The following is a 22852-nucleotide window of genomic DNA, read 5'->3' as shown; positions in this document are numbered from 1 at the left end:
AGGGGATCGAAATCGTCCAACAGGAACTCACTAGGTGTGGAATCGAAATCGTCCGAGCGCGTCGGCCCGGCGTTGTCTTCTCCACGCGAACACTTATTTAGTCTGTCGTTCCCGGATGAATCACGGCTGCTGCGCTTACCGAGACCCGCTCCGAGATTTTCTTGGTCCCTCGAACTCGTATGTCCCGTCCAGGTCGCTGTACTTGCCGATGCCTCGCCTGGCCGTACGCATGCTGACAGGCTCTCAGCCACCTAGTAGGACTCCGTTAGGTTGCTCTGGCTCTGGGGTTTTGGCTGGTGGTGGATGTTCTGGGCAGGGGGCGGTGGCAGGTGGTGCAGGTGCCGGTCCAGCAGTTCAGCAGGTCCTGGATGGCGTCGAGGGTCTGGTAGAGGGTGAGTTGGCTGTATCGGCTTTTGGGGCCAGTCGCTGTTCGGTGAGGAACGCGTGGGCGGCGGTGACCAGGGTGACGTGGTGATGCCAGCCGTTCCAGGAACGTCCCTCGAAGTGGTCCAGGCCGAGGCCGTGCTTGAGTTCCCGGTAGTCGTGCTCGATGCGCCAGCGGATCTTCGCCAGGCGGACCAGTTCGGCGATTGGGGTGTCTGCGGGCAGGTTGGACAGCCAGTAGCCGGTGGGTGCTTCGGCGCCGTCGGGCCATTCGGCCAGCAGTGTGACCTCAGGCAGGACGCCGTCCCAGTGGCCGTGTGAGGCGAGGGCGGCGGCCTGGGCGAGGCGTTTGGATTTGATCCCGGCGGGCCGCACCTGCAGGGACAGGAAGTGTGAGCGCAGCGGTCCGCGGGATCCTTCCCGCCAGGTCACCTCGGTGAAGGCCTGCCGTCCGTGGCCGGCCACCAGCGCGGCCACCGGAGTCGGCCTGTCGCGGTAGCGGGGCTGCGGCTTGCGGCCGTTGCCGGACCAGGTGGGGGCCATGGGCATCGCATCATGCGGGTGGACGGTCACATCCGAGCGGATCGCCACCACGTAGTCGATGCTGCGATGTTCCAGGCCGTCGCGGAAGTCGGCGTTCTGTCCGTAGCCGGCGTCGGCCACCAAAACCGGAGGCACCAGACCCCATCCGGCCAGCTCATCGATGGTGTCCAGGGCCAGACGCCACTTCTCCCGGTGCCCGATCTCGTCGGGCATCCCGGTCTTGCGCCGGCGAACCGGATCGTGCGCCCACTCCTCAGGCACGAACAGGCGCCATTGCAGCGGACAGGACGCCGTGTCGGAGACCGCGTGCACACTCACTGCGACCTGGCAGTTGGCCTGCTTGCCCAGCGCCCCGCAGTACTGGTGGGCGACCGCCACCGACATCTTCCCGTCCTTGGGAAACGACACGTCATCGACCGCCCACGCGTCCGGACCGACCAGCGGCACCATCCGCTGCGCAATCCGCCGCCGCACCGGCAGCGGATCCCACGTCGACTGGTTCACGAACTGCTGCAGATTCTGCTCGTTGCCGTCCGGCAGCCGCTGCGCCATGGCCTGGATGGACTTGCGGCGACCGTCCACCATCAGTCCCCGCAGATAGCAGTCGCTCTTGGCCCGCTGGTCCTTGCGCGGCACCGAGGCGAACACATCAGCCACGAATAACGCCAACTTCGCCCGAGCCCGGTTCACTTCATGTGTATCCACACCTTCAGCGTTCCCCCAAACAGGACCGACAGGCAGACATAACGGAGTCCTACTAGCCCGCTCCGCACCCCTTCAATACTTACTCCATCCCGGCGGGATTTCGCAGGTCAAAGGGAACGATCGGGTCGTGTCCCCGACGTGGTGGAGGGGATCAAGCGCTGGGCGTTCCGGGTTCGAGGTCCAGGAGGATCTGTGTGGAGGTGGCTTTCCACGAAGCCTCCTGATAGGGCGAGTTGGGCGCCCGGTCGGGCCGAGCCACCGTCCCTGGCCTGCGGATTCCAGTGCCTTGATCCCTACACCTCCTCCTGACGGGACGCCATCAACGATCGGCGACCCAGCGATCCGACGAAGCCAATCGAGCACATCGGCAGGCTTTGGCGTGCCAGGGCCATTCAAGAATGTCGCAAGCGTATCGACGTCCTCTGTCGCGGCTCCCCGCCACTGCTCCCAGTTATTCAAGAAGCGCCATCTCGTTTCGTCCAAGATTTCCATGCTGCGTCTGCTCTCGAGGCGGAATGCATGTTCATCTCATGCTAGTCAGCCGCTTCCTCATCGCTGTGCCCATTCGGGTGCGTCCGTGGGCAGAATGGCACTGCCAATTGGTGCCGCCGCACACGCCAGGAGCCTTTTTCACGTGTAGATCATGAGGGTGAGAATCGCGGCAGCTGCTGACGTGAGTCTGTTGAGGTTTCCTCAACGAAGGTTTTTTCCAGGCTTGGTTGAGGGCGAGTGCGGCTCGGGCGATGTCGCCGATCCGGCAGGGGCTCAAGGTGATCCGTTTGAGGGCTCGCACAACGCAGGCAACGCGTGAATGCGGGCGGCGGTGATGTCGGGCGTGGAGCCCGGTTCGGCGTCGGAGACCCAAAGCGGCGTGCCGTCCGGAGCGGACAGGAACTGCACGTTCGCGCCGAAGGCTTTGTGCTTGCCGGAGTTACCAGGTGTCCACCTGCCGGCCTTCGCTGTTCAGGTGGGTGCCCGCGACGCGGTCCGTCGTGAGGAGCGTGCCGTCCAGGATCACGTGACTGATCCCCCGGTCCCGGCACTCCTCCAGAACCCGGTGAAGATCCGGGGCCTGAGCTGCGAGAACATCGATACCCTCAGGCAGGTACCGGTAACCGGTGGCCTGCGAGATGCCCGCGTCCCGGGCCAGGCAGTGCACACACCCCCGCTCACGGAATCAGCGCAGCACCAGCACCGCCTGCCGGAAACGGCCCCAGCGCCCGCCGCCATGGCCTGAACCACAGGCCGCCCCGGCCCCGTCACGCCCTCAGCCGATCACGCCCCGACAACGTGACAGCATCCTCCCGACTCATTCATCTGGGGGTGCGGGGATTCCGTCGGCGGGGGCTGGGGGCTGTGGTGCGGTGTAGGGGACGACGGGCCCGTTGCCGTCGTCGGTGGTCATCGGTCGGCCCTCGAGGGCGATGGTGTTTCCTTTGATGACACCGATCTGGGCGCCGCTGTAGCCGGCGTGCGAGGTGCGGCTGTAGTCCAGGGGGACCAGCCCGAAGCCGGGGACGGGGCCGCCTTGTTCCAATGCGGTGACAAGTGACTGGCGGGTCAGGTTCTTCCCGGCACGCTGCAGAGCTTCCACGAAGGAGTAGGCGTTGGCCACGCCGTACAGGAAGTTCTGGCCGAAGGGGGCGTTCGGCAGGTAGCGGTCGTGGATCCTCTTCGCCAGGGCCACCCAGCTGTTGGAGGTGTCGGTGACCTGCGGCAGGTAGACGTCAGTGATGATGCCCTGCATCAGTGCGGGCCCCATCAAGCGGGAGAGATTCGTGGGGTCGGAGGCGTTGGAGTTGATGACCAACTGGGCAGTGTTGCCGATCTGCTCCTGGGCCCTACGCAGCAGGGCCCAGTAGGCCGGGACGATGGCCCCGATGATCACGTCGGCCTTGGCTTGGGCGATGGCTCTTACCTGGGCGTTGATGCCGTCGTAGGTGGGCTGGGCTGCCTCGCGCGCGACGACCTGGGAGGCTGGAATGACCGTGTCCAGGCCCGCGACAAAGTCTTTGCCGGAGGCTGTGCCCTGGTAGAAGTAGGCGATCTTCTTCCCGGGGAACGTCTTTTCGACGTACGTCGCGAGGATCTTGGCTTCGGCGCGGTAGGAGAGCGCCCAGGCGAAGGTATATGGGAGCTTGGCGGGGTCGTTCCAGCCGGACCAGCCCGTACTCGGGAAGAGGTCGGGGACTTTCTGGGCGTTGAGATAGCCGGCGACGGCCTGGTGGGGGCCGGTGCCGGCACCGTTGAAGATGGCAAAGACCTTGTTCTGCTCGACGAGCCGGCGCACCACCGTGAGGGCGTTGGCGGGTCTGTAGTTGTCGTCCCGGTAGTCGTAGATGATCTTGCGTCCGTAGACCCCGCCGTGATCGTTGACGTAGTCGAAGTAGGCCTTGGCCGCAGGCGGGATCTCTTTAAGTCCAGGGGAACTCACGCCGGTCAAGTCAGCGTGACTGCCGATGGTGATGGTGGCGGCGGTCACGCCGGGGGTCGGTGGTTCGCCGGCGCCGGCGCTGCACCCCGCCACGGTCAGAGCGAACGCGACCAGCACCGCGGACACTCTCCGACGTCTGTTCATGAAGGTCGAGGCCCCCTTGCCGGTGCGTCTATCAGACTAGCCCTGGATAGATTCGTCAGAGGGCGTTCGGCCCTGGCTTCGCCTGGGCGGTGGTGATGCGATACGTGGAACGCCACGCCCCGTGGTGACGCTAGGACCGGATGGCTGGCGGATTCACCGCCACGTCGACCAGTCGCTGGTAGGCACGCAGATCCGTCTGAGTCTGCCCGCTTACCTCAAGAGCAACGTTCCACAGGTCACGATCGCTCTCCGCAGTGTTCTTCTCCACCGCGACCGTGGCACGCAATTCTTCTCCCCGAGACAGGCGCTCCGGCACGCCGTCGCTCAACAGCGAGGTGATGCCGTAGTTGAGAGCGCGGTCAGGTGAGGTGTCCCCGAGATTGCGGTCGACTCCCAGCTGGCTGAGGAAGCCGTTGACCGACGCGGCGACCGCCCTTCTTTTGGCGGGCGCTAGATCTTTCCCAGATTCCTGCCTTTCGTTGGCCTGCGCGATCTTCAGCGAGCGAGCCAGCACCTCCCAGCCCACCAAGTCGTGCGCTCTGAGAACCGGCACGACTTGCCCGCTATAGAGCCTTTCTGTCTCGCCTGTTTTCGTGCCGGCCACCGCGATCCGCTCCACGCCGGTGAACTGGCGGAGGTCGGCGTTCTCCTCCTCCGACGAGGGCAGCAGGAAACTCGATACCCCTTCGACCACTTGAACCAACAGGCCAGGGTCCTCCGGATCGTCCGTGGCGGCAACGGCCTGCCGGGCCAGGAGCGTGACAAGCTCCTCGTAGAGCCCGTCAACCGGCCGCAGGGTGTAGATCGGCGTCAGATCGAGGTTGAGTGTCCAGAGCAACGCCCTCGCCTCGTGGGGCCTCTCCTCGAGAAAGGCGACCATTTCCATGACGTCGTACGGGTTTTTACCCGGACCCATTTGTCGCTTGTATGCCTCCCTGCGGGCCTCCGTCCCGAAGTCGAAACCGAGCGTCCCGACCACGTACACCGGCCCTAGCCCGATGCGCTGCTCCGCGTCCATACTGCCTCCGCTCTCAGGGGCATCGAGGCCGCACGATTGAGGCCCGCCACTATTTCTCACCCGTGAGAAGGCGATGGACGCCAACATCACCCGGCCGGGGGTCACCCCCTTTCCAGGCCGCCCAGCTGCGAGTATCGGATGCTGGCGACGCGTGAACAGCCAACCGCTCACAGCGAACCTCACCACCGACGTTCACAGGGCACAGGTTCCGGCTGCACCCCCACGAGATCAGCGACAACATTCCTACGCACCACGGCAGCTCCGGGCAGGGGTTGTCGGGGTGTTCGAGCCGGCAGCTCCTGCCACCGGCTGAACGGTGCTGTCCGCCAGCCGAGGGACGGGGAGAAAGTGCGTCCGCGCGCCCGAAGGCCGGCCAGCCCGTCCAATGCAATGGTGCATGAGCCTCCCCGGCGCGCCGAGGGCCTGGCCTCCCAGCCGTCAGTGCCAGGCCCTCGCAGTGCACGAACGGTGCGGCGAATAGGTGACGTGCCGACTGCCCGGCCGGAGTTGGGTCGTTGAGCCGGCATGGAGATCTTCGGAAGCCACGCGACCCCAGGTCCTGATACCCGATCCGCCGCCTGGGAAGGGGGCACCCGCGGGTGGCGTGTAACTGGTGGGAACGGACGCCAGGGCACGTCAAGCGTCGGTGGTGCAGGAGACCCGATCGCCCGCACCGTGGAAGGTGTCGTGCAGCCTGAGCGATCGTCAGGCCGAGGCGGGCCCGGTTCCAGCAGCGAGGACGGCGATGGTCGCGCTGGCTGCCCTCACAATTATCGCTGCGGCAGTGTCGATCGTCTTGCCGACGTGACCGGGCCGGGGCTTCGCCGGGGTATCGAACGGCCATCGTGCGAAGGCAGCGAACACCATCCACAGTCGCTTTGATACCGCGTCTGCGCAGGTAGCGCAGCCTCGCGGTATGTCAGAAGCCTGGGTCAGGAGACTTCTGGCACCGCGCGGCTCAGTAGTGTGAGGTCTCCATACAGGGCGGCATGCAGCGCCGCCGCAAGTTCACGAGCCCGGGATTCGGTGCCGATGTCGTACAGCTCCATGTAGACAGGGCTCGCGTGCGAGTCCGGACGGATCTCGCGGGAGCGCACCAGGTGGGCGACGGCGGCACGAAGAGCCTCGATCACCGTGTCGGCAACGGCATACGCCGGGCCCGCGGTGAGCGTGTCGACCGTCACCGTCCACAGCTGGGCCTGACGCTCCACAGCAACGAGCACCGCACGCTGCCGCTTGGCCTGCTGATAGACCGCGGTATAGGCGCCCAGACCGGTGGCCTCCGGGATCAGATCAGCAGGGCAGGGAGTCGGCAACGTCATACACGCATCGTGCCAGCCCGCCCGGGCCAGTGGGCACACCATCCGACAGCCCCATGGCACGTCCGCCGTCCTGGAAATACACGTCCTTAAAACCATCGGCGATGATCCCACGCATCTCCCGGTCGCTACGGCTGCAGACCGAGCGCCTGGGCTCGATTCAACAAGTCAGGGGGGCCTTCGCGACTGCGTGACCACCAGATCGAGGCCGTTGCCGCTATTGTGCGCAGCTTCGATATCCCGCCGGGCGGTATTCCCTGGAACGGCCTGCGCGGGCAGGTACACGCCGCGTGTGGCACCGGGAAGATCCCTGGTCGTGTCTGGCGCCGGCTGTCGCCCGTGTGGGATGAGTGCTGGCGGGAGCGGCGGCTTTTCACGGGGCGGGTTTAGCCCAAGTTGCGCTTACTGCGATAGCTTTGGCCTTGCGCGCCCGTCTGGTCGATCTGTCGCTGTAGGCTTTTTTTCCGACTCGTCCAAACGCCGCTTCGCCGCTTACTCCGGGTGCTCCTTCAGGAACTCCTCTCGCTCATTTTCCAGACAGGAAGCACATATGAAGGTGGCGACCGTGGCCGCGTCATTTATGAAGGAGCGGCCGTAATCATAGACAGGCTCCAGATCGTAGATCCACTCGTTTTGCGTGAAATCCCAAACCCGGGCACCGTGCTGTTTCGACCGCAGGTCGGCATCTAGGCGCCTTACGAACTTCTTCTTTCGACAGCGCGGGATGGCGTATGTGCGGCACGTGCACCTGCGGGAATGCGTAGCACTGTAATTGAGGGGGATTATGGAAGGGGTCATCAGGTTTTTCCGTTCCGGCGATACTCTCTGGTAAGGATGCCGGTCGATCTCCACCTGTGCCTTCACGTTTTCGCTTCGCGCCTTGTGCATGTCTCTGGCCACCGGCGACTTTGCATCCGAAGGGCGGGTGGATCCGGACGAGCGCCGGTGCGGTCTGGCAACGACCGAGAAATCTCGCGGTCTTCTTACTTCTCGTGCCCTGCCCCTATTCTACTCCGCCCGCTCGCTTCGCCGTTCTAAACCAGAGCCCCTGGGCGGTGCCTTGGCAAGAGTCAGCTTCGGCAGTCAATACCGCTCCGTACGACGGCTACTGGCCGAGCAGTGGTGCGAGCGCGCGATGATGACGAGGGTCTCCATGGAGCTCACTTCCAGCCGTTTTCGGGCAGCGGGAGGGCGCTTCGTCCGATCGGGCTTCCGAAGGGGGACATACAGGCTCCGCCTTCGCCCTCCCAGATGGCTTCCCGGCGCAGGGCGTCACGGATGCGGCACCCGATGACGGCTTCGTTGGTCATCAGGACGCCTGCGGTGAGGACGCTGCCCGGGATCGCCGCGGCGACCATCAGGCGGGCCGCAGCTGCGGGTGCAGTCTCGGGCGGGATGACGAGGAGGTCCCAGCGCCCGACGGTGTAGGAGAGCAGGATGAGCTTGTCGGGGTCCTGTTCGGTGAACCAGCCCACGTGCAACTTGCGCCCGTCCACGGGCACCGTGTGCGGGACCACGGTGTACTCGCGCAACTCGGGCTGGGAGCCGGGGATCGGACTGCCGAGGTCCGGGGCGACAGACAGTGCCGTCAGGGCGCGGTCCAGGGCGTGGATCTCTGCTTCGTCGGTGATGGCTTCGATCTGCTTGGCGGCGGCGTCGGAGAACAAGATCCGTGCACGGCCGCGGGCGTGCTTGCCCATCAGGCGACGCGGCCCCGCTGGGCGTGCAGCTGGGCGAGCTTTGCCTCGCGCAGCTCCTCGCGGCATACGCGCGCAGCGCCTGCGCGCCCTCGGGGGTCAGCGGCTCGCGGCCCGGGGCCGACTGCCCCTGGTCGTGTTCGGTGTGCTCGCTCATCGCGCGACTCCTGCTTCGCTGTTGGAATTCACGGTACCGCCCGCCGAGCCCTGGACGCCCCGGCCGGACGAAAGATGACCTGAGGCCCGAAGGGGCCGGCCTGCGGGGTCAGTGGCGCTCGAACCGCGGTTCCGGGTGGCCGTAGTCGGCGGCCTTCATGTGGGCGCAGACGGGCTGGCGCTGAGTGAAAGCAGCGCCGGTCTCGCGGGCGAGGATTGGGAAGAACTGCTGGGCCTCGGGCGACTGGCTGGTCGTCGTCCAGTGGAAGTCCTCCGCGCCCCGCAGGGCGCGCAGCACCAGGCGCCGGCCCAGGCCTTGGCGCTGCCAGTGCTCTGCAATGGAGATCTTCGCGATGTGGCCGCGCCAGCACGGGGTGCAGGTGTGCCAGGACAGGACGGCTGCGTCCCAGCCCGTCCGGTCGCACACGCTCAGGACCTGGAAGTCGGCCTCATGGGCGGCCGGGTAGTACAGCCACAGCTGCTGCCGGAAAGGATGCCGGAGCAGGATCCGCTTCCAGTGCCGGTCCGTTAATCCCTCAGGCATTTTCGTGTCCTCCTCGAACAAGACATCGGCATGTTCGTGTCGGTGAGAGCGATGTTGATACTCGCCACAAAGGGGCTTCGGATTAGTAGTCGAGATCCAGGTAGTCAATGTCGTTGATGGCCACGTCCGACAGCCCCATGGCGCGTGCGCCGCCGTCCTGGAAATAGACGTCCTTGACCTCCGTTCTTCAGCGGAGTTGGGTGACCTGGCGGCCCGATAGAAGAAAGGTGCCCGTGACCTGCAAGGATGTGAGTGTCTAGGTCATATCCGGTGCAGATGTCAGGACACCTTTCTGGTGATCGAGGGTACAGCGTGGGACCGCGGGCTGTCCGTGGGGGCTGGCGGGAAGGGCATGGTCGGGCATGCGGGAGCGGTGCTGCTGCGCCGGCTCGCCGACCGGACGGGGCTGGTCATCGCGCTGACCAGGGTGTTTCCCGCGGGCGGGAGCGGTTGGCGGGACCGGGCGGTGGTCTTCGTGCAGCTGGCGATATCGATCGCGCTGGGTGCCCGGAGCGTTCTCGAGGCCGAGCAGCTCTCGTTGCACCAGCGGCGGGTGTTCGGGCCGGTGGTGTCGGACTCGACGATGCACCGGATGCTCGCGGCCTTCGACGAGGACATGTTCGCCGCCCTGTCCCGGGCGAGGGCCCGGGCGAGACGCGTCGTCTGGACCTTGCTGACGCTGCGGCCGAACGGTTTTCCCTGGATGAGCGTGGCAGGCAAGCGCCTGGACAAGTGGGTGATCGTCGACGTCGATGCCACGATTATCACGTCCGCGTCGAAGAAGGACGGGGCGGGCGCCACGTTCAAAAAGACATACGGCTTCCATCCACTGGCTGTCTGGTGCGCGAACACCGGCGAGTGCCTGGCCATGATGCTGAGAAGCGGGAACGCCGGCTCGAACACGGCCGAGGACCACATTGCCGTGCTGGACGAGGCCCTCCGCCAGATTCCAGGCTCCTCGAGCGCGAAACTCCTGGTCAGGGTGGACGGCGCCGGGGCCACCCACAAACTGCACGAGTATCTGCGGGATTTGACCACCCGCCGTCGCCGGGTCCGTTTCACTACCGGCTGGACCATCACCGATGCGGACGAGGCGGCGATCGCCCGCCTCCCGGAACGGGCCTGGGAGCCGGCCCTGCAGCAGGACGGCAGTCCTCACGAGGAGTACGAAGTCGCGGAGTTGACCGGGCTGAACGAGCGGGAAGGCTGGATCGACGGACTGCGGCTGATCGTCCGCCGGGTCAGACCGTCCCGAAGGCACCTGAAGAACCTCACCGACCTGGAGAAGAAGACCGGCTGGAAGTACTCCGTCGTCGCGACCGACATCAGCAAGATGACCCGCATCCCCGGCTCGCACCAGATCCAGTGGCTGGACGCGCTGCACCGGCAGCACGCGGTCGTTGAGGACCGCGTCCGGACCGGCAAGGCCACCGGCCTACACAATCTTCCGTCCAAGTCCTGGACCATCAACCGCAGTTGGATGGCGGCAGCCAACACGGCCGCGGACCTGGATGCCTGGCTGAGGCTCCTGACCCTGCACGACCAGGACGACCTTGCCGAGGCCGAGCCGCAGACCATGCGGCTGCGGATCTATCACCAGCCCGCCCGCCTGGCCCGCCACGCAAGGCGCCGATACCTCCGCCTCGACCCGAGTTGGCCCTGGACGGACGCCTTCGTCCTCGCCTGGAATCGACTCACCGCCCTGCCACAGACCACTTGACCTGCACGAACGCATTCCGACGCGAGCCAGGAAGGAGGAAGACCCGCAGTCCCGGGCCAGTGGAACCCGGCGCAGCCGCAGCGACACGCGACGACTCCACGCGCCCACTGGCGGAACAAACGGGGTGAAGCCACGACCTCAGACCGTCAGCAACCCCGTTGAATGATCGAGGTTGAACCCTTCGGCGATGATCCCACGCATCTCCTGGTCGCCGGTTCCGGCGTCGCGGGCGTCGAACAGGCGCTGTGCGTAGGCCGGGGGGAGGTGCACGGTGAGTCGCCTAAACCGTCCGTCGTCGGTCGTGCCGATGGGCGCGGTGTATCCGAACCGGGCCCGGGTCTCGACCGTGATCCCGCCCGTGGCAGCGGCCAGACGCTGCCGGCGCTTGCGCACCTGCGGTTGCCACCGCTGCCGTACCGCGTCGTCGATCTTCGCGGCGACGTCGGCACGGGCGTGCTTGCGGGCCCCCCTGCGGTACCTGTTGACGGAATCGGCGGTGACACCGATCTCCTGCGCAACGGCCTTCGCACTGCCCAACTGCCGGATCAGGTAACCGATCTGACCCTTGAGGGTCTTGGGCGGCTCCCGGGTGAAGCTCTCCCGGTCGGCACGCTCGATCGCCTCGTCGATCTCCCCCGCCATGGTCTACTCCCCTTCGTCCAGGACGGCGTCGCCGCCCTTGATGTGCCGGGCCGGGTTGAGGCCCTGCTCCATCAGGTCGACCGCCCACAGCATCGACATGAAGCCCTCCAGCTTCGCCAGGCCCGGCGTGGGCCCGAGACGGAACCCGCCGGGCTGCGGCTTGCCGGACGCCGCGTACGGCAGGAAGCCCAACGGGCTGCCACCTGGCGAGGGATAGACGACGCAGTCGGACAGCACGGCGAGCGGGTACAGGCCCGTCATCTTCACCATGTTGTTGAGCTTGCGGTGCATGTTCACCCGCGCCTTGCTGATGACGGCGGCGCGGATGTCGGGGCGCCAGGTCGGCCGCTCCAGAGCCGGCCACCGCTCACCCTCCTTGTACGACTTGCCCTGCGGGCGCTCCCGCAGCTTGCCCACCCCGCCCTTCACTGTCGCCTTGATGGCGGCGAGCACGGCGGCCATCGCCGGGTCAACCTGCTTGTGCTGGCCCATCGCGGCGAGGAACTGGCGGTCGTCCAGGTCCTTGGTGACGCCGAGGTCGGCGAGGGTGTCGACGTACGCCGTCTTGAGCCGGTCGTGCCACGGATCCAAGTACGCGCCGGTCTCGCGGCGCAGATACGCCTCGATCGGATGGACGTTGAAGCCGAGCTCCTGGGCGTAAGCGACGGTGTGCGTCTGGTACCAGGCAGGTCCGGTCGGGCGGGTGCCGTCCGGCGTGAACGGGCTGGGAAGGCGAGGGTCCAGCTCGATGTGGGAGAGGTCGACCAGCCAGGAGCCGGGGATCTTCGGGTTGAACGTCGGGGCGTAGAAGTGGTCCGGGGCGGACAGGCCGACGACCAGGCGGGCCGCGGCGGCGAGGAACGCCGTGTTGAGGTCCAGGCCGACCGCGAAGGGCAGCGTGCACTCCTCATCGCTGAGCAAGTCCACCGACCGCACCCACTGGTACGCCTCCTCATTGAGGAACCCGCCGGTCCAGCCACTGTTCACGACGACGGGGTGTTCGGCGGTGGCCTCCGGCGGAGCCGGGTCCATCGGCTCCGTGCCCAGCGAGCCCGGGTTGTAACCGGACACCCAGGTCCCGCTTCCCGGGTCCTGCACGGCCTTCGTGGGCGGGCGCAGCGCGGTCATCAGCTCCAGGCCCGAGACGGCCGTGGAGCCGCGCGGGGTGATGACCCGGGTCGCGTACACACCGAGGACGCGGGCGATATCGGCCGGCTCCATCTCCGCGACGCCGGGCCAGGACCGCTCATCGAGCGCGTCCCAGGACAGGATCGCCAGCTGCACGCACTGCCGCTCGCGCCCCTGCGCCTTGCGGTAGATCCGCGCCCACGGGCCGAACCCGCGCTGCGTCAACTGCCACTTCGCCTTCGCCACCTGCTTCACGACCGGATGGTCCTCAGGCAAGCGCAGGGAACGGCGCTGCTCGTGACCCTCCAGGCGCTCCGGAAGCCCCAGCTTCACCGCGGCCGCGGCCGTGAGCACGATCAGCGGGTCGCCGTCCTTGCCGAAGCGGTTGAGCTTCGGCGCACCGAGCCCGGACTCTCGCAGCGTCCACTCCACCAGCTCCGGGACCGTGGTCGCCGGGCACTCCAGCAGCACACCGCCGAGGCAGTACGCGGTACCGTCCCCGTCCAGCACGGCCAACGGGCCGTTCGGGAAGGGGGGGTCGACCACAGGCGCGGCTGCCTTGGCAGGGCGCCGTGTCGTCGATGGCCTGCGCGACGTGTTCTTGGTCGTGACCGTCAGCGCGGGAGGTGCAGAGGGCTCAGAGGGCGCCGGCACGTCGCGCGGACGCTGCGACGGCGCTGGGGTGAATGTCTCCGGCACCGCGGCCGCGGCACCCGTGTCGCTGGAGGTGGTGGAGGCGATATCCGTGGGAGCCGGGAACTGCGCAGCCCACCCGTCCAACAGGTGTCTGTAGGCCGCGAGGCGCGGCGGCCGCGGCATCGTGCGGCCGGTCTCCCAGCCGTTCACGGTCTCCCGTTTCGTTTCCAGTGCAAGCGCCACATCCTGCTGGGTCAGGCCTGCGGCCTCGCGCAGCCGCTTCCGCTCGGCTGGCGGGGGCAGCAAAGGGCCGCGGGCCAGCAGTTCCGCCGCCCGTGCGATCAGCTCTTCTTCCGTGGGCATATGGCAACCTCCTGCCCTCACCATACCCGAACACCACAGTGAAATTCACTCCGAACATCACTTTGAAGCTAACTTTCTAACTCACATTGGTGCACGGTCTTGCTCACAAGGCGGCAGTCACTGGGGACTCGCGGGGGTGAGGGGCTCATGTGCGGGGCATGCCGTGGATAAAGTCGACAGGCACCACCCGCCCGGCGGACCAGCGAACGCCGGCACGGATGACGGAGCAGCTCAGAACGGGGCGAAGCATGACAGTGATCGTGGAGAGCGCAAGTGAGTGGCTGGACACGATCACCGCTCAAGCACGCAGCGCCCAGGCGAAAGTGTTCTCCGTGAGCGTGCCCGTCAGTCACCCCGCAACCTCGGACCAGGCGCACGAGCACCTGCTGTCCGCAGCGATCGAGGGCATTGAGCGGGAAGGCTGGACGCTGGACAGCATGAGCACGTACGGCGCTTCCTCGGCCTATGAAGGCACCGCCTTCTGGGCATTGTTGGTCTTCCGCACGGCCTACCGCGGGCGCGTCTGAACACCGGCTCACGGACGCCCGTGCACTGCCCCAAGACCGGCTCCTGCCTTCCGGACCGGCTGAGCGCGCCCACTCTCCGGACTGCTGCAGCGGCACCCATGAGGGCGGACAGACCAGGCGCGGCATCACAGGGCCCCCATGATCGCCTGTGTGGCGTTGTGAGCGCCGATCTCCACCCCAATGCAGCCAGGGGGCGCGGCAGATGGAGATCGGCGCTGTGCGAGGCGCAGAGCGCCCCTGACAAGCTCGCCGCGCTCGCCGCACTGGGGTTGGAGTGGGCGGCTGCGGGCTGACGGAGCAGGGCAACGCGGTGGGGAGTGTTGGGTAAACGGATGAGCCTTCGGGTCAGCTACTCAGTGCGAGACGCTGCGGTGAAGTGGTCTGCAACTGCCCGCCAGGTTCCGTTTCACCCATTTCCATCGCCATGGTTTCGAGGACACCGAGCGGAGCGGACCACCCGATAGCGAGGTCGGGCTCGCGCAAGGGGCGGTAGCGGTCCCAGTCCACGCAGAACTGGGCGATGTCGACCTGCGGAATGAGGTCCCAGACAGTGTGATCCCTTGGGTGGTGAAGGAGTAATCGTCAAGACTTGTGGATGGTGTCTTCTGGGTTTGATGCGGTGATCTCGGCTGCGGCGAGGCGTGCTTTCTCGCGCGCGACCTGGTCGGGGGTGGTTGAGGAGGGCTCGATCGCCGGGAGGGCCTTGGGGTCGTGCGTGGCCCCGAGGATCCAGATCGCGTGCCTGAGAAGTTCGGGTTCCATCGACGGCATGGCAGCCGCCAGCGGTTTGACGAGGTCAAGGGGCAGGCTGTGGTGGTTGAACGCCTCGCTGACCGCGTTCAGATCTGACAGCAGTGCCTTGACCTGGCTGCCCGCTGCCCGTCAGATGGCGGAGCCGGCGGCCCGCAGCTCCCGCACCAGAGCGCGCACGACGGCGGAGCCGGCGAGCTCTGGGGTGGTCACATAGCCGACACGGCGCGTCGGGCGCTCCGGACCGAGATCGGTGATCTCGATCGAGTCCGTTGCTCCGACCAGGGAGAGCGCGGGCATAATCGCCATTCCGTGCCCCCCGCTCACGAGCGAGAGCACTGCTCCGTCGTCCTCGGCCTCGATCGTGGCCCTCGGGATCCAGTCCTGCGCGCCCCACCAGGCGCGGGTGTACGAGCCGCAGTTCTCGACCCAGTCGACCAGCGGCAGCGAGCGCGGAGCCGGGTGTCCGGCCGGATGCACCAGGGAATAGCTCTCTTCGAAGAGTCCGCTCGCCACCAGTCCCGCCGGCAGCTGCGCTCCGTCCAAGGTGGCAATGGCGAGATCCGACCGCCCGTCGGCCACCTCGCCCGCCGTGCCGCGCCCGAGCTCGCGGACGATCCGCACCTGCGGCTCGATCCCGGGATACCGCGCGCGCAGCCGCTGCAGGACCGGCGGCAGCAGGTGCAGCGCGGTGCTGCGGAAGGCCGCGATCCGCAGCGGGCCCTCCGGCCCCTGCGTCGCCTCGGACCGGGCGGCTTGCCGCGCCTCGGCGACGAGCACGTCCAGCAGCCGCAGGGTACGGCGCGCATGCGCCACAGCCTTCTCCCCCGCCGGAGTGGGTCTCGCACCGCTGCGGCCGCGTTCGAACAGAACGGCGCCGATCTTGCGCTCGCTGCCGCGCACCGAGTGGGAGACCGCGGACTGTGTTAGGCCGAGTGCCTCGGCCCCGGCCGAGAAGCCGCCGGCGTCCGCAACCGCCACCAGGATGCGCAGTTCGTGCGGAGCGAGATCGGTGTCGGTCGTGCGGGCCACAGGGCGCTCACCTCGAGGTATGAGAACTACTCATGGAACGGGGCGTCACATGAGCCCAACCGCCTGCCCGAGGGCTCCATTCCCGTCCTACGGTCCCGTCATGACCGAGAACGCGATCACCGTCCAGCAGACCGCCCGCCCCCACGGTTTCCCCACCACCAAGGATTTCGCCTTCGTCGAGTCCGCGATTTCCGATCCTGCGGTCGGCACCGCGCTCGTGGAGAATCTCTACTGGTCCGTCGACCCGTACCACCGCGAGATGATGGACGACGTGCCCGGCGGCTTCGCGCTCCACACACCGCTCGAGGGCCGGACCCTCGGGCGCGTCGTCGCCTCGCGGACGCCGGAGCTGCCCGAGGGCGAGATCGTGTTCCACCGGCAGGGCTGGCGCACGCACTCCGTGGTCCGACCCGAGGAGATCCGCAAACTCCCCCACTTCGACGGGGTCCCCCTGACGGCGTACCTGAGCGTCCTCGGCGGCACCGGACTGACCGCCTACGTGGGCCTCACCCGCATCGCCCGGCTCCGCGAGGGCGACGACCTCTTCGTCTCCGCCGCAGCCGGCGGCGTCGGCACGGCCACTGGCCGGTTCGCCCGGCTGCTGGGCGCCGGCCGACTCGTGGGCAGCGCGGGCTCGGCGGCCAAGGTCGACCACCTGACCCGGGAGGTGGGCTACGACGCGGCGTTCGACTACCATGACGGCCTCGCCGCTGAACTGCTCGCCAAGGCTGCACCGGACGGCATCGACGTCTTCGTCGACAACGTCGGCGGCGAACAACTGGCCGCCGCGGTGGGCGCACTGCGCGAGTTCGGGCGCATCGTCCGGATCGGCACCATCAGCCGCTACAACACCCCGGACGCGCCCCCGCCGCACTTCAACTACTCGGACATCGTGGAGAAGAGCCTCCGCATGGAGGGCTTCCTGGTCAGCAACTACCGCGAGCTGCAGGACGAGCTGTACGAGTTCGCGGTCCCCCATCTGCAGAGCGGCCGGCTAGCGCTGGACCAGACGGTGGTGGACGGGTTCGAGCACATCGTGGACGCATTCCTGGGCATGCTGCACGGCAAGAACACCGGAAAGATCATCGTGCGGGACCACGCGTAGGCCTGGTCCGGCCGTCGCGCGCGTGCCGCATCACTTCGGCGGCCGCGCACCGAAGCCAGGCATGCCCGGTCAGATCAGAGCGGATTCCCGGACCCTGGTTGCGGGCTCGTTGACGGTCAGGCGGGCCGTATCGGTGTCCAGGCCGGTGCCGCGTAGAAGATCGCCGAGCATCGCTGCGGCGTCCCGTCGGTCCGGTTCGCGGTCGGTCAGGGCTTCGAGTGCAGCGAACATGTCCTTCATGCGGCCACCTCGGACCGCTCGACCAGGACGCCGTTCTCAAACTTGGCCCCGGAGCGGACCAGGGCGACGAGGGAGGCCCCGGTAATCGCGCGCCAGCGGGCCTGGGCGGACTCGACCAGCTTGAACACCATCGCCAGGGCGGCTGCCGGGCTGCCGGCCCCGCGGGTGACCTTGGTCCGAAGCTTCACGGTGGAGAAGGTCGACTCGATGGGGTTCGTGGTCCTCAGATGGATCCAGTGCTCGGCGGGAAAGCCGTAGAACGCCAGCAGTTCCTCCGCATCGTCGGTGATCTTCGCGACGGCCTTGGGCCACTTCGCGCCATACGCCCTCTCGAACGCGGTGACCGCCTTCTCTGCGTGCGCACGGTCCTCGGCGTTGTAGATCTCCTGCAGAGCCTTCTTCGCCCCGGGCTGTGCAGACTTCGGCAGCGCGTTCGTGATGTTCCGGGTTTTGTGAACCCAACACCTCTGGTGCCCGGGTCTCCGTCGCGAAGAAAGCCGTCGCACGCTTGAGGACCTCCACGTCCTCCCGCAGCCTGCGGTTCTCGCGACGCAGCACGGCCAGTTCCTCGCGCTCGCTGCTGGTCAGGCCGCCGCGTTCGCCCGCGTCGACCTCGGCCTGGCGGACCCAGTCCCGCACCGCCGTCCCGGTCAGGTCGAAGTCCTTGGCGACCTGACCGACCGAGCGGTCACCGCGCCGGCAAAGGTCGACGATCTCGGCCTTGAACTCCGGCGCGAACGAGTGGCGAGGACGCGGCTTCTTCTTCCCCTATGAATCGCCACTCATGAGACCCATCTGGCCTGCTGTCACCTTTCCCCGCATCTCGGGGTGAACCTCAACCCTACTTACGTGATGCGGACGAAGAGCGATGCGTGTCATCGGTCGGCGTCCTGGCTGCCATCGGGAATCCCGCCTTGCCGGCCTGAACCTGCGTGCTTCTCATGCTCCTGCCGAAGTCTGGTCAGAGCGCGACACAGGGTACTTTTGACTGTGCCAACCGATATGCCCAGTGCTTCGGCTGTCTCTTTCGTGCTCATCTGCTCCCAGTGCCGCAGCACCACGACACTGCGCTGCTTGGGCGTGAGTACGGCAAGGAGGTCTGTCAGCAGGGCGCGGTTTGCGTACTGCTCGGTGCCGTCGTCGACGCCTGCGTCCGGCAGCTGCTCGGTGGGTACTTCCTGCAGTCTTCGGGACCGCCACCACTTCGTACGGGTATTGATCATGACTTGGCTCAGATACGCGTCGGCGCATCGTTTGTCGACTATGCCGTCCCAATAGCGGTAGGTGCTGGTCAGGGCGCTCTGCAGCAGGTCTTGCGCGTCGATGGGGTTCGGTACGAGACGGCAGGCGCGGCGCAGGAGGGCGGTCTGATGGGTCCGCACGTACTCCTCGAAGTCGGGCACACCACCGGCTGCCGTGTCCATGCCATAGTTCCCTTTCCTGGTGTGGTGTTGGGCAACTGCGGATGCACGGCTGCATGATCAAAGTCCACAGACGTTGTCATGAGCTCTGGGTACGGCCACCGCTCCCCGGAGCCGCAATGCTGTCGGCTCAGCGGTTCCTGGCCCATGACTTTAAGGTCAGCCTCAGGTGCAATCCGTACTCTCTTGCGGATGCGCATCCGGGCCTGTTGCTGCACAAGAAGGGACACGACCCCATCCCAGCCGGTGCAGTGGGAGGTCGAGGCCCTGGAGCCGGTCGAACTTCAGCGCCTCGCCGCCGTCGCCCCGACATCGACCAAGCCGTCCTTGCCGACCGCATTGCGGAGGAAGAACGGCAACGCGAACGGCTCCGGGCATTCACTGATGGGTGGCCTCCCCACAGCTCACCGAGCCCTGATTAGCCGGGTGGGCTCCGGGCATGTCGGTGCATGCTGCCCGGAGCCGCCCGACCGGCCGGCTCACCGGAGCGGAGGCGGGCCCGCGCCCGGCGGGAGAGCAGGACGTGGAGCCGCTGGCGCACACACGTGCATACCGGTCTGTTGCATCGGGTCAACGACTGGGCCACCGGCAACGACACGCACACATGAAGTCAACCGGGCTCGGGCGAAGTTGGCGTTATTCGTGGCTGATGTGTTTGCGTCAGTGAGCCGTTTTCATCCTGAATAGCTGCAGGTCATCAGCGTGTGGACGGCTTGGACGATGGTGCCGATGCGGCGGGTGGAGCATCTGGCCCGCCGGAGCAGTCGCCAGGACTTCAGCTGTGCGAAGGCGCGTTCGCCCTGCGCCCTCAGCCGGGCGTGATCGCGGTTGAACTCCTGGTAGCGCGCGGGTTGTTCGCGGTGGTTCTTGTATGTGGTGCGGACGGTGGCGCCGGCGCCCTGGTAGGCGCGGTCCGCCAGGATCAGGATCTGCCGGGTGAGGCAGGCTTGGATGATGCCGTGAGCACGGGCGGCGGTCAGATCGTGGGTGCGTCCTGGCGTGGCCCGGGAGAACCAGAGCGGTGTGCCGTCGGGACGTGCGATCACCTGGACGTTCATGCCGTGCTGCTTGTGCTTTTGGGAGTAGTACGGCTCGTCCGCGTGGACGCGGTCGGTGGCGATCAAGGTGCCGTCGACGATGACGAAGTCGCCCTCGCCCAGCCCGACCAGGGCTTCCTGCAGGCCCGGCGCCCAGGCCGCAAGGACGTCCAGGGTCTCGTCGACGTAGCGCCACGCAGTGGCTGTCGAGACACCGAAGCCTGCCGCCGGCGCGGGTATCGTCTCGTTCTTGCGCAGGTGCACCAGGGCGAGCAAGGCCTGCTTGAAGCAGCCCAGCTTCCGCCACCTCGTACGGCGTTCACACCTTCGTGCGTAGATGAGCCAGGAAACGTGCTCAACCAACTCATGCGGGACGTCGACCGTGGCACGATACGGGACCAAGCGAGGCTCCTCGGGCGAAGCGTGGTGCGTAGAGAACACCACCGCAACGACCAGGGGCCTCGTCTCGTTACCCACCCCCACTGACCTGCCAGTTCTCGATCTGCCCGGTGATCCCGGCGTACTGCGGGGCCACCCCGGCCGACACCCGGCGAATCACCGCTGTAGTACTGGGGGTGGACTTCGCGGCATTGCTTTGAAATCGCCCTGGGAGCGCGACCGCTTACCCCTTCGGCCACCGGCCAATCCTCAGTTGTGGTGATGCGCAACAGCACAGGCCAGAAAGGTCGTTGGGCTGTCAATGCCCTTGATGCTTGCGCAGCTGTTCCCCATAATCGCTAGGCGCTTTGCGAACTCATCCCTCACTGGGTTCGGACGCACCACTGCCTGCTGCCGCAGCCATCGGCCGCACACGGTGTTGTGCCGTGCCGTTCTCGGCATGGTGCGCCGATTCTTGTGGGCGAGTTCGGGATGTGTATCCCCCCACGAGAGGAAGTCTGTTGACGAACTACCTCAAGCACCTCAAGCGCACCACCGCGTCCGGTGTCGTCGCCCTCGCGGCCTTCGGCCTCCAGCCCGGCGCGGCCCACGCCGCGTCCGAACCGACCCCACGCGGTGAGGTGGGCGCGACCGTCGTCGGCGGTACGAAGGCCGACCAGGGTGAGTTCCCCTTCATGGTGCGGCTGTCCATGGGCTGCGGCGGCTCGCTGTACGCCAAGGACATCGTGCTGACCGCCGCCCACTGTGTCGACAGCAGCGGCCCCAACACCGGCATCACCGCCACGGCCGACGTGGTCGACCTGGAGGATCCCAACGCGGTCAGCGTGAAGTCCGCCGAGGTCCTCCAGGCCCCCGGATACAACGGCAAGGGCAAGGACTGGGCACTGATCAAGCTCGAGAAGCCGATCGACCTGCCGACCCTGCCGATCGCAGCGGACGACAAGCTCAACAATGGCGAGTTCGACATAGCCGGCTGGGGTGCGGACAAGGAGGGCGGCAGCCAGCAGCGCTACCTGCTCAAGGCCAAGGTGCCGTTCATCGACGATGCCACGTGCCAGAACGCGTACGGCGATCAGCTGACGCCAGGCGAAGAGCTCTGCGCCGGCCTCCTGGACACCGGCGGTGTCGACACCTGCCAGGGCGATTCCGGCGGCCCCATGTTCCGCAAGAACGAGGCGGATACCTGGACCCAGGTCGGCATCGTCAGCTGGGGCGAGGGCTGCGCCCGCCCGGGCAAGCCCGGCGTCTACACCGAGGTCAGTACGTTCGCTGAAGACATCAAGAAAGCGGCCGAAGGTCTGAGCGGCTGACCCAGCCGACCCGGATTCGCAGGCCACGTCCGTAGCCCCTATTCACAGGGGCACACGCACCAACGCGCCCCACTGCCAAGCCCTTTCCTGCTCGGCAGTGGGGCCCACGCGGAGGTTCGCCTGACCGTGCATGACACACGCGAGCGACTCCGGCCGGTCAAGAGCTCTCCTCATGGTGACTGTGGGCGCTTGTCAACGGCCGCTGTCGGGGGCCGCTACCAGCTCAATTTCGCTGCCAGAGGGGCGCGAGGGCCTGCGGCTGGCGCGGCCCGGACGTCGTCGACGAGGATGAAGGGCGGCAGCCGGATCATGCTTACAGGGCGACGACCACGCCCGAACTGCCCCGGCCCGCACAGCCCACATTGACCGCCAAATCGCCCCAGGTCAGCGATATCTCGGATCCAGCAGCGGCTGTGGCACGTTTGAAGGGCGAGCTTGCTCTACCGACTGAGCTAGCCTCCCAATGGAAGGCACGAGACTCGAACTCGCGACCCACCGGCCTCGCTTGCCTCTCATCATACGGGCTGCCCTATGTCCCAGCGGCGTAAGGCGCCACCCAGGTCCCCGATTTTATCCGTTCAGCCCAGCCTCCTCCTGAACCGCAGCGTCCGCACGCCCCTGCTCCCGCCTCTGCCGTAGCCAGAGCGCACCGCCTCACTGACCCTTTGCTGTGGAACGACAGCACCCGCCGGAACCGCTCCTCAGACGCGGCGCGCATCAGCCCTGTCTGGACCGCGGCGAGCCGTGCTCCGCGGACCGCATCCGGCGCCACAATCCCCGGCTGATCACCTTCGACAGCGTCAACTTGTAGGCCACCGGCCCGAACACATGTAGCGCTGTGTAATCACCCTGCCCGCCCGGGCGCGGAGAAGGGAAAACGCTGCGCTGTACTGGAGCCAGCCACGCAAGCACTGCCGTGGCGCCGGCCACGCCGAACGCCCAAGGCCGTCTACCGCGCCCTACCTCAACTTCATCCCCTGGGTACGGCCTCGGGGAAACGCCGGAACGGCCATTGGCGCGTTACGGAATTCTGGCTGCTGAGGAGCCTCGCATACGGAAGCGACCCCAATGCCGCATCTGCGTAACTGCCATGGACGGCAAGCCGTTAGTACTCGACCAACACATACTGCTTGAGGAGACCTTGTGAGTGACGACAAGCGCGCAGCGTTCGACAAGATCGACACCGACGGTGACGGATTTATCACTGCCGATGAATTCAAGGCGGCCCTTCAGACCTCAAGCGGGAAGGTCTCGGACGAAAATGCCACCGCGATCGTGAACATGGCCGACGAAAACGGGGATAAGAAGATCGACTTTGACGAGTACTCCAAGTTCGTCCGCTGAACTTAAGAGTACGAGGGCGGCCACGGTGCAGTAGACAGGGATCCGTGGCCGCGCTCACCTCGCGGTGTGGCCACAGGCATCACGTCCCGTGCCGTAGACGCCGCTACCGGCCGGCGCGCGGACGGTGTTGTATCGGGTCCGTCGCGATCCAGCTACAGACCCAGATCCCGCCGGGCCAGCCCGTACTCCCGCAGTCTCGAACCGTCGGCCCCGTAGTACTCCCAGCCACCTGTTCCTGAACCTCGGGCCCGGTC

19 protein-coding genes and 3 pseudogenes are annotated in these 22852 nt (G+C 66.8%); 5 read left to right on the top strand and 17 right to left on the bottom strand.

From position 1 onward, the window contains the following. Positions 1–354 precede the first annotated feature (354 nt). From OG331_RS52105 to OG331_RS52070, 8 genes and pseudogenes are all read right to left on the bottom strand, one after another. The gene (locus OG331_RS52105; RefSeq protein WP_406190343.1) at positions 355–1632 is read right to left on the bottom strand and encodes an IS701 family transposase; all 1278 of its coding nucleotides are present in this window, start codon (positions 1630–1632) and stop codon (positions 355–357) included. A gap of 931 nt (positions 1633–2563) precedes the next feature. Then, complete coding sequence (locus OG331_RS52100; RefSeq protein ID WP_406190346.1) at positions 2564–2791, bottom strand: hypothetical protein; 228 nt, start codon at positions 2789–2791, stop codon at positions 2564–2566. Positions 2792–2941: 150 nt separating this feature from the next. After that, positions 2942–4210, bottom strand: coding sequence for an ABC transporter substrate-binding protein (locus OG331_RS52095; protein WP_406190349.1), 1269 nt, complete (start codon positions 4208–4210; stop codon positions 2942–2944). 130 nt (positions 4211–4340) lie between these two features. Then, positions 4341–5228: a hypothetical protein gene (locus OG331_RS52090; protein ID WP_406190351.1), complete on the bottom strand. Its 888-nt coding sequence runs from the start codon at positions 5226–5228 to the stop codon at positions 4341–4343. A gap of 932 nt (positions 5229–6160) precedes the next feature. Next, positions 6161–6550, bottom strand: a complete 390-nt coding sequence (locus OG331_RS52085) for a hypothetical protein (RefSeq protein ID WP_406190353.1) — start codon at positions 6548–6550, stop codon at positions 6161–6163. Between the two features lie 1157 nt (positions 6551–7707). Continuing rightward, positions 7708–8247 carry a DUF5994 family protein gene (locus tag OG331_RS52080; RefSeq protein WP_406190356.1) on the bottom strand — a complete coding sequence of 180 codons (540 nt, stop codon included), beginning with the start codon at positions 8245–8247 and terminating at the stop codon, positions 7708–7710. A 262-nt stretch (positions 8248–8509) separates the two neighbouring features. Continuing rightward, positions 8510–8944, bottom strand: coding sequence for a GNAT family N-acetyltransferase (locus OG331_RS52075; RefSeq protein ID WP_406190359.1), 435 nt, complete (start codon positions 8942–8944; stop codon positions 8510–8512). Positions 8945–9026: 82 nt separating this feature from the next. Further along, a pseudogene (locus OG331_RS52070) lies at positions 9027–9119 on the bottom strand (XRE family transcriptional regulator); the annotation flags it as partial. A 120-nt stretch (positions 9120–9239) separates the two neighbouring features. Between OG331_RS52070 and OG331_RS52065 the strand changes: the two are divergent. Next, a complete protein-coding gene (locus OG331_RS52065; RefSeq protein WP_406190362.1) occupies positions 9240–10664 on the top strand; it encodes an IS1380 family transposase in 1425 nt (474 codons plus the stop codon). 138 nt (positions 10665–10802) lie between these two features. Here OG331_RS52065 and tpg read toward each other — a convergent pair whose 3' ends face one another. Both tpg and tap read right to left on the bottom strand, forming a co-directional pair. Beyond that, entirely contained in the window at positions 10803–11306 is a 504-nt protein-coding gene (tpg, locus tag OG331_RS52060) for a telomere-protecting terminal protein Tpg (protein ID WP_406190365.1), read from the bottom strand. A gap of 3 nt (positions 11307–11309) precedes the next feature. After that, a complete protein-coding gene (tap, locus tag OG331_RS52055; RefSeq protein WP_406190368.1) occupies positions 11310–13433 on the bottom strand; it encodes a telomere-associated protein Tap in 2124 nt (707 codons plus the stop codon). Between the two features lie 248 nt (positions 13434–13681). On the opposite strand from tap, the gene OG331_RS52050 reads away from it, so the two are divergent. Further along, complete coding sequence (locus OG331_RS52050) at positions 13682–13960, top strand: hypothetical protein (protein WP_406190371.1); 279 nt, start codon at positions 13682–13684, stop codon at positions 13958–13960. 582 nt (positions 13961–14542) lie between these two features. Here OG331_RS52050 and OG331_RS52045 read toward each other — a convergent pair. Together OG331_RS52045 and OG331_RS52040 are read right to left on the bottom strand one after the other, a co-directional pair. Continuing rightward, positions 14543–14722 carry a hypothetical protein gene (locus OG331_RS52045; protein ID WP_406190374.1) on the bottom strand — a complete coding sequence of 60 codons (180 nt, stop codon included), beginning with the start codon at positions 14720–14722 and terminating at the stop codon, positions 14543–14545. Positions 14723–14842: 120 nt separating this feature from the next. Next, entirely contained in the window at positions 14843–15742 is a 900-nt protein-coding gene (locus tag OG331_RS52040; RefSeq protein WP_406190377.1) for a LysR family transcriptional regulator, read from the bottom strand. 100 nt (positions 15743–15842) lie between these two features. Here OG331_RS52040 and OG331_RS52035 point away from each other — a divergent pair, with 100 nt between their 5' ends. Then, entirely contained in the window at positions 15843–16847 is a 1005-nt protein-coding gene (locus OG331_RS52035; protein ID WP_406190380.1) for an NADP-dependent oxidoreductase, read from the top strand. A 69-nt stretch (positions 16848–16916) separates the two neighbouring features. Here the strand turns inward: OG331_RS52035 and OG331_RS52030 are convergent, their stop codons facing one another. The 5 genes and pseudogenes from OG331_RS52030 to OG331_RS52010 all read right to left on the bottom strand — a co-directional run bounded on the left by OG331_RS52030 (position 16917) and on the right by OG331_RS52010 (position 19947). Next, positions 16917–17087, bottom strand: coding sequence for a hypothetical protein (locus tag OG331_RS52030; RefSeq protein WP_406190383.1), 171 nt, complete (start codon positions 17085–17087; stop codon positions 16917–16919). Further along, positions 17084–17557 (bottom strand): annotated as a pseudogene (locus OG331_RS52025) (transposase); the annotation flags it as partial. The gene OG331_RS52030 and the pseudogene OG331_RS52025, both read right to left, overlap by 4 nt. A 67-nt stretch (positions 17558–17624) precedes the next feature. After that, a pseudogene (locus tag OG331_RS52020) lies at positions 17625–17822 on the bottom strand (transposase); the annotation flags it as partial. Between the two features lie 140 nt (positions 17823–17962). Continuing rightward, positions 17963–18511: a SigE family RNA polymerase sigma factor gene (locus OG331_RS52015; RefSeq protein ID WP_406190385.1), complete on the bottom strand. Its 549-nt coding sequence runs from the start codon at positions 18509–18511 to the stop codon at positions 17963–17965. Between the two features lie 671 nt (positions 18512–19182). Further along, the gene (locus OG331_RS52010; protein WP_406190388.1) at positions 19183–19947 is read right to left on the bottom strand and encodes a transposase family protein; all 765 of its coding nucleotides are present in this window, start codon (positions 19945–19947) and stop codon (positions 19183–19185) included. A 497-nt stretch (positions 19948–20444) separates the two neighbouring features. On the opposite strand from OG331_RS52010, the gene OG331_RS52005 reads away from it, so the two are divergent. Together OG331_RS52005 and OG331_RS52000 are read left to right on the top strand one after the other, a co-directional pair. Next, positions 20445–21254, top strand: coding sequence for a S1 family peptidase (locus OG331_RS52005; protein WP_406190390.1), 810 nt, complete (start codon positions 20445–20447; stop codon positions 21252–21254). A gap of 1143 nt (positions 21255–22397) precedes the next feature. Further along, positions 22398–22598 (top strand): EF-hand domain-containing protein, encoded by a 201-nt coding sequence (locus tag OG331_RS52000; protein WP_406190393.1) that lies wholly within the window; start codon positions 22398–22400, stop codon positions 22596–22598. The last annotated feature ends 254 nt before the right edge of the window (positions 22599–22852 follow it).

It is taken from the genome of Streptomyces sp. NBC_01017, from assembly GCF_045162795.1.
In the GTDB taxonomy this organism is placed as follows: domain Bacteria; phylum Actinomycetota; class Actinomycetes; order Streptomycetales; family Streptomycetaceae; genus Streptomyces; species Streptomyces machairae.
This window is presented reverse-complemented; position numbering and strand designations above follow the sequence as displayed.